General features: G+C 72.9%; 4 protein-coding genes and 1 pseudogene. 3 read left to right on the top strand and 2 right to left on the bottom strand.

Annotated elements, in window-relative coordinates; genetic code table 11:
• Positions 1 to 285: pseudogene (locus tag I59_RS08565) on the bottom strand (hypothetical protein); the annotation flags it as partial.
• Between the two features lie 115 nt (positions 286 to 400).
• Here I59_RS08565 and I59_RS08560 point away from each other — a divergent pair.
• The 3 genes from I59_RS08560 (at position 401) to I59_RS08550 (ending at position 4,084) form a co-directional block, all read left to right on the top strand.
• On the top strand, positions 401 to 856 hold the full coding sequence (locus I59_RS08560) for a MaoC/PaaZ C-terminal domain-containing protein (RefSeq protein ID WP_022903516.1): 456 nt from the start codon (positions 401 to 403) through the stop codon (positions 854 to 856).
• Between the two features lie 70 nt (positions 857 to 926).
• Complete coding sequence (locus tag I59_RS08555) at positions 927 to 2,783, top strand: glycoside hydrolase family 2 protein (RefSeq protein WP_022903515.1); 1,857 nt, start codon at positions 927 to 929, stop codon at positions 2,781 to 2,783.
• Between the two features lie 95 nt (positions 2,784 to 2,878).
• The gene (locus I59_RS08550; protein WP_031273401.1) at positions 2,879 to 4,084 is read left to right on the top strand and encodes a mannosyltransferase family protein; all 1,206 of its coding nucleotides are present in this window, start codon (positions 2,879 to 2,881) and stop codon (positions 4,082 to 4,084) included.
• 331 nt (positions 4,085 to 4,415) lie between these two features.
• Here the strand turns inward: I59_RS08550 and I59_RS08545 are convergent, their stop codons facing one another.
• The gene (locus I59_RS08545) at positions 4,416 to 5,444 is read right to left on the bottom strand and encodes an amidase domain-containing protein (RefSeq protein WP_022903513.1); all 1,029 of its coding nucleotides are present in this window, start codon (positions 5,442 to 5,444) and stop codon (positions 4,416 to 4,418) included.
• Positions 5,445 to 5,502 lie beyond the last annotated feature (58 nt).

Here is a 5,502-nt window from a genome sequence, read left to right as displayed (position 1 = left end):
CGTCACGGTGCCGATCGGTCGGAGCGACTCCGGGTCGGCGTCGATCCGGGCGGCGAGTCCGCGGACCCAGTCGAGGTCGCCGGTGGCGTCGGTCACGGTGCCGTCCCGGACCACGACGGGTGCCTGGTAGAGGACCGCCCCCGTGGCTGCGTCGTCGAGCACCAGCCGGGTGTCGTCATCGGTCGACAGCGTCCGGAGGGTCGGGCCCGAACCGCCCTTGGCGGCGTACCAGCGCTGTGCGGCGATCCACGGGGCGAGGTCGTGGTCGGTCGGAGCGTCGCTCATGCCGCGGAGGCTACGCGCCCGGCGCTGGGGAGGTGGGGGACGGGGGTGCAGTCGCGGTGCCGGGACCGCTCCTGCCCGTGGGCGGGGTGGATCCGTGCGGTGCGAGGATGGCACGGTGCCGCACTACCTCGAGGACCTCGCCGCCGGACAGACCTTCACCACCCCCGGGCGCACGATCACGGAGGCCGACGTCGTCTCCTTCGCCTCGTGGACGAATGACAACAACCAGGTGCACACCGACGTCGAGTTCGCCGCACGGACCCGCTACGGGCAGCGGGTCGTGCACGGCCTGCTCGGCACGTCGCTGTGCCTCGGGCTCATCGCGCGGACCGGGGTCTTCGAGGGCTCGGCCGTGGCGCTGCTCGGCATCGACCGGTGGCGCTTCGTCGCCCCGGTGTTCATCGGCGACACCGTCACCTGCGAGGTGGAGATCCTCTCGACGCGGCTGACGAGCTCCGGGACGACGGGCATCGTCGAACGGACGGTCACGCTGCGCAACCAGCGCGGCGAGGTCGTGCAGCAGGGACGCATGGACGTGATGGTCCTGACGCGTGACGCTGCCATCGTCTGAAGGCGGCGTGCTCCCGATCCTCGACCGCGCCCTCTTTACAACGATGTACGCGACGGTCCAGCATGGACGCATGAGCACGCTCGCCGGCAACGACGCCGCCCCCACCGCCCTCCCCGTCGCGACCGAGCAGGACGGCACGTACCCGCGCCCGCAACTCCTGCGGTCCGCATGGGCCGACCTCGACGGGACGTGGTCGTTCCGGAACGACGGGGACGACCCCGCGTGGCGTGGCGGGTTCCCGGACGCGCGGGACATCACCGTGCCGTTCCCGCCGGAGTCGGTCGCCTCGGGCATCGGCGAGCCGGGCTTCCACCCCGTCGTCTGGTACGCGCGGGAACTCACGGCCGACGACCTCGCGGCGGCCGGGTACTCCCCGTCGCAGCCGCGTCTGGTGCTGCACTTCGGCGCGGTCGACCACCGCGCTCGGGTCTGGATCGACGGGCAGTTCGTGGGCGAGCACGAGGGCGGGCACACCCCCTTCTCGTTCGACGTGACCGAGGCGCTGGGGGCCGACCCGGAAGCCGCGCACACCCTCGTCGTCCGGGCCGAGGACGACCCGCTCGACGTCACGCAGCCCCGCGGCAAGCAGGACTGGCACGAGGAACCGCACGCCATCTGGTACCGCCGGACCACGGGCATCTGGCAGACGGTCTGGCTCGAAGCCGTGCCGACCGTGTCGATCGCGGCCCTGCGGTGGACGAACGTCGACCACGCCACGGTCCGGCTCACCGTCCGGCTCGCCGGCGTCCGATCCGGCGGCGAGCGCCTCCGCGTCGAGGCGCGGTGGGCCGAGGAGCACCTCGCCACCGTCGAGACGAACCTGCCGGACGTCGGACGGTCGAGCGCGATCGACAGCGAGGTCGACGTCGTGCTGCCGATCACCCGGCAGACCAACGGGCAGGCCGAGGACGAGCTCGTCTGGACGCCCGACACCCCGCGGCTCGTCGATGCCACCGTCAGCCTGCTCGACGCCGACGGCTCGGCGGTGGACGCGGTCGCGAGCTACTTCGGGCTCCGCACGGCGGGCACCGGGCAGGGGGCGTTCCTGCTGAACGGCCGTTCGTACGACGTGCGCAGCGTCCTCAACCAGGGCTACTGGCCCGAGTCGCACCTCGCCGCGCCGTCGCGTGCGGCCCTCCGCCGCGAGGTCGAGCTCATCAAGGAGCTCGGCTTCAACGCCGCGCGCAACCACCAGAAGGTCGAGGACCCGCGCTTCCTCTGGTGGGCGGACAAGCTCGGGCTGCTCGTGTGGGGCGAGATGCCCGGCGCGTACGCGTTCTCCCCGCTCGCGGTGCAGCGGCTCGTGCGGGAGTGGATGGACGCCGTCGAGCGCGATGCCTCCCACCCGTCGATCGTGACCTGGGTGCCCGCGAACGAGAGCTGGGGCGTGCAGCACATCGCCGTCGACCCCGCGCAGCAGGCGTACGCCCGTGCGCTCGCCGACGTCGCCCGCGCGCTCGACCCCACCCGACCCGTGATCTCGAACGACGGCTGGGAGCACCCCGCGTCGGACATCATCACGATCCACGACTACGAGGGCGACGGCGCCGTGCTGGCCCGCACCTACGCCGACGACGACGCCCGCGCGGCCCTGTTGCGCGGGACGGGTCCGGCGGACCGGCGGATCCTCGTCGGCGGGGCGGTCGACGAGGGGCAGCCCGTGATGCTCACCGAGTTCGGCGGCGTGAACTACCAGCCCGGGATCCAGCGGGAGGACGGGTGGGGCTACACGTCGGCGTCCGACGGCGACGACTGGATCGCCCGCATCACGGGGCTCTACGACGCGATCCGCGCCAGCACGTTCCTCGCCGGCTCGTGCTACACGCAGCTCACCGACACGATGCAGGAGACGAACGGACTGCTGAACGCCGACCGCACGCCGAAGGTGCCGATCGAGCAGATCCGGCGGGCGGTCACCGGACGGTGACCGCGGCCGCCCGGCGGGCGGGGGGCACCCCGACGGGCGGGGCACGCCCGCCGGACGGCGACGACCGCGCTGCGGCGCCGTGGGAGGATCGTGCGGTGACCGACGTTGCGGAGGCGAGCCGTGCCTCCCGGCTGGGAGCCGTCCTGGAGGCACGCCACAGCGCGTGGTCCGCTCCCCTCCTGCTGTGGCTGGCATCGCGTGCGTTCAGCACGCTGCTGCTCGGCACGCTCTTCGCGCTCGCGACCGCGAACGGCTGGCCGTTCGCGTCGTACCGGCGCGACCCGTCGTTCTTCAGCTTCTCCGGCTCGTGGGACGCGTCGTTCTACCGGACCATCGCCGAGCACGGCTACCCGGCGACGATCCCGGTCGACGAGGCCGGGCACGTGCTGCCGAACGCATGGGCGTTCCTGCCGGTGTTCCCGTGGGTCGCCCGTGCCGTGGAGCCGCTCGTCGGCGGCTCGTTCTGGGTGGCCGGGGTCCTCGTCGCGACCGCAGCCGGTGCCGGGGCGTGCGTCGTCCTGTACCGGCTCGTCCGGGCCGTCCGCGACGACCGGGCGGCCCGCTGGGCGACGGCGCTGTTCGCCTTCGGGCCGACGGGGTTCCTGCTGCAGGTCGCCTACGCCGAGAGCCTGTTCCTGCTGCTGGTGCTCGGGGCGCTCCTCGCGCTCGTCCGCCGGCGGTACTGGGTGGTCGCGCCCCTCGGGGTCGTCGCGGCGTTCACGAAACCCGGCGTGCTGGCACTCGCCGTCGCCCTCGCGGTGCACCTCGTCGTGCGGTGGGTGCAGGACGGGCCGCGTTTCCGGTGGCGTGACCGGGTCGTGGTCGTGGTGTCCGGGTTGCTCGTCGCGGCGGCAGGGCTGGCGTGGCCGGTGCTCGCCTCCGGCGTGACCGGGCGTCCCGACGCGTACCTCGACACCGAGCTGTCGTGGTGGGTCGGGTTCGTCGGCCGCCAGCACTTCGTCCCGTTGACGCCCTGGTTCACCATGGCCGGGACGTGGCTCGGCCCGGCGGGGATCGTGCTCGTGGTGGCGGTGCTCGCCGGGGCCGTCTGGTTCTGGGGCCGGCGGAGCGTGCGGGCACTGGGCGTCGACGTGTGGTCGTTCACGGCGGCGTACGCGCTGTACCTCGTGGCGGTGTTCCTGCCGCAGCAGTCACTCCCGCGGTTGCTCATGCCGACCGCACCGCTGCTCGGGTCGGGCGTGTTCGTGGGGTCGCGGCGGCGGGCGGTGACGTGGCTCGTCGTCGGGATGTGCCTGCAACCGGTCGCGGTCGTGCTGCTCTGGTTCCTCGGGTACCCCTGACGGCGCAGCGGCGGGGCGGGGCGGTGCGGTGCAGGGCGGTGCGGTGCGCAGTGCTGGCTGCGTCCGCACAACCAAAGGCCGTTCGAACCACGCGATTCCCCGGTGCGGATGGACTTTGGTTGTGCGCAGGCACGATGCGCCGCGCGCGGTGGCCGCGGAAGCGCGGCGGGCGCGCGGCGGGCGCATGCCGTGCGGTGCGCAGTGCTGGCTGCGTCCGCACAACCAAAGGCCGTTCGAACCACGCGATTCCCCGGTGCGGACGGACTTTGGTTGTGCGCAGGCACGATGCGCCGCGCGTCGGTCTGCCGACTAGCCGCCGATGAGCCTGCCGTTAGGCGTCGAAGGTGTGGAACCAGGCCGTGCCGCCCGGGTGCTGCACCGTGATCATCTCGTCGAGGTCGCGGTACGGGCCGTCCTGGTTGTGGCTCGCCGACTTGATGCGCACGGTGCCGTCCGGCTCGGTGAAGACCTCCGACACGATCGTGGTGTGGTCCGGCGAGTCGTTGTCGTTCCAGTCGAAGAACACGATGTCGCCGACCCGCACCTTGTCGCGCTCCTCGAGCGATCGCCGGGTGAGCCCGAACTCCGACGCGTGCTCGCTCAGCCACGGGTCCATTGCCGGGCAGTACGTCCACGTGGCGGAGTGCGCGGCCCCGGCGTCGCGGCTGTACCAGTCGTCGCGCTGCTCCCAGCCCCGGGCGACGAGCGTCTGGCTCACGTAGTTGGCGCAGTCGCCACCGATCGGGTTCATCGTGCCGTACTCGGCGAGGTTGTAGTCCTTCCAGTAGCGCATCGCGTACTGGAGCTGCCGGTCGACCGCGGTGAGTGCCGCGTACGCCAGGGAGGTCGTCGCGACCGCCGCGGAGGCGTCCGGCGTCGGCGCGGTCGTGGGCGTCGGCGTTGCACCCGCGGAGTCCTGCGTCGCGCCGGACTGTCCGTCGTTGGCGTTGCTGCCGTTGCCGTCGGAGGACTGGTTCACGGACGGGGACGGCTCGACCGACTCGGTGAACAGTGCAACGTCGGCGTCACCCGCGGTGTACATCGCCTGGTGCGGCGCGGTGAAGGTGACCTTCGTCGCGGTGGCCCGGACGTCGCGTGCTGCGATCCCGCCGACGGTCACGCCCCTGACGGCCGCGAGACCGGCCCCGCTGACCGTCACCGTGACCCCGCCGGCGAGGGGAACCTGCGCCGGCTCGACCCCGGAGGCCTTCGGCTTCGCGGTCGGTGTCGCGGAGCCGCCCGAGCGCCCGGTCGCGGACGGCTTCGCCGGGTCGCCGGACGAGCATGCGGCGACCGCGAGTCCCACACCGGCGACACCGGCGAGCGAGAACAGGGTGCGGCGGGTGTACGAAGCAGTCATGACACCTCCAGGGTNAGCGACACCCCCGACCGACGGCCCGTTGCCCCGCTGCGCGCCC

The sequence above is a fragment of the Curtobacterium sp. B8 genome (assembly GCF_000333315.1).
Classification (GTDB): domain Bacteria; phylum Actinomycetota; class Actinomycetes; order Actinomycetales; family Microbacteriaceae; genus Curtobacterium; species Curtobacterium luteum.
The sequence above is the reverse complement of the archived record's forward strand: the minus strand, read 5'-3'. Positions and strand labels throughout refer to the sequence as shown.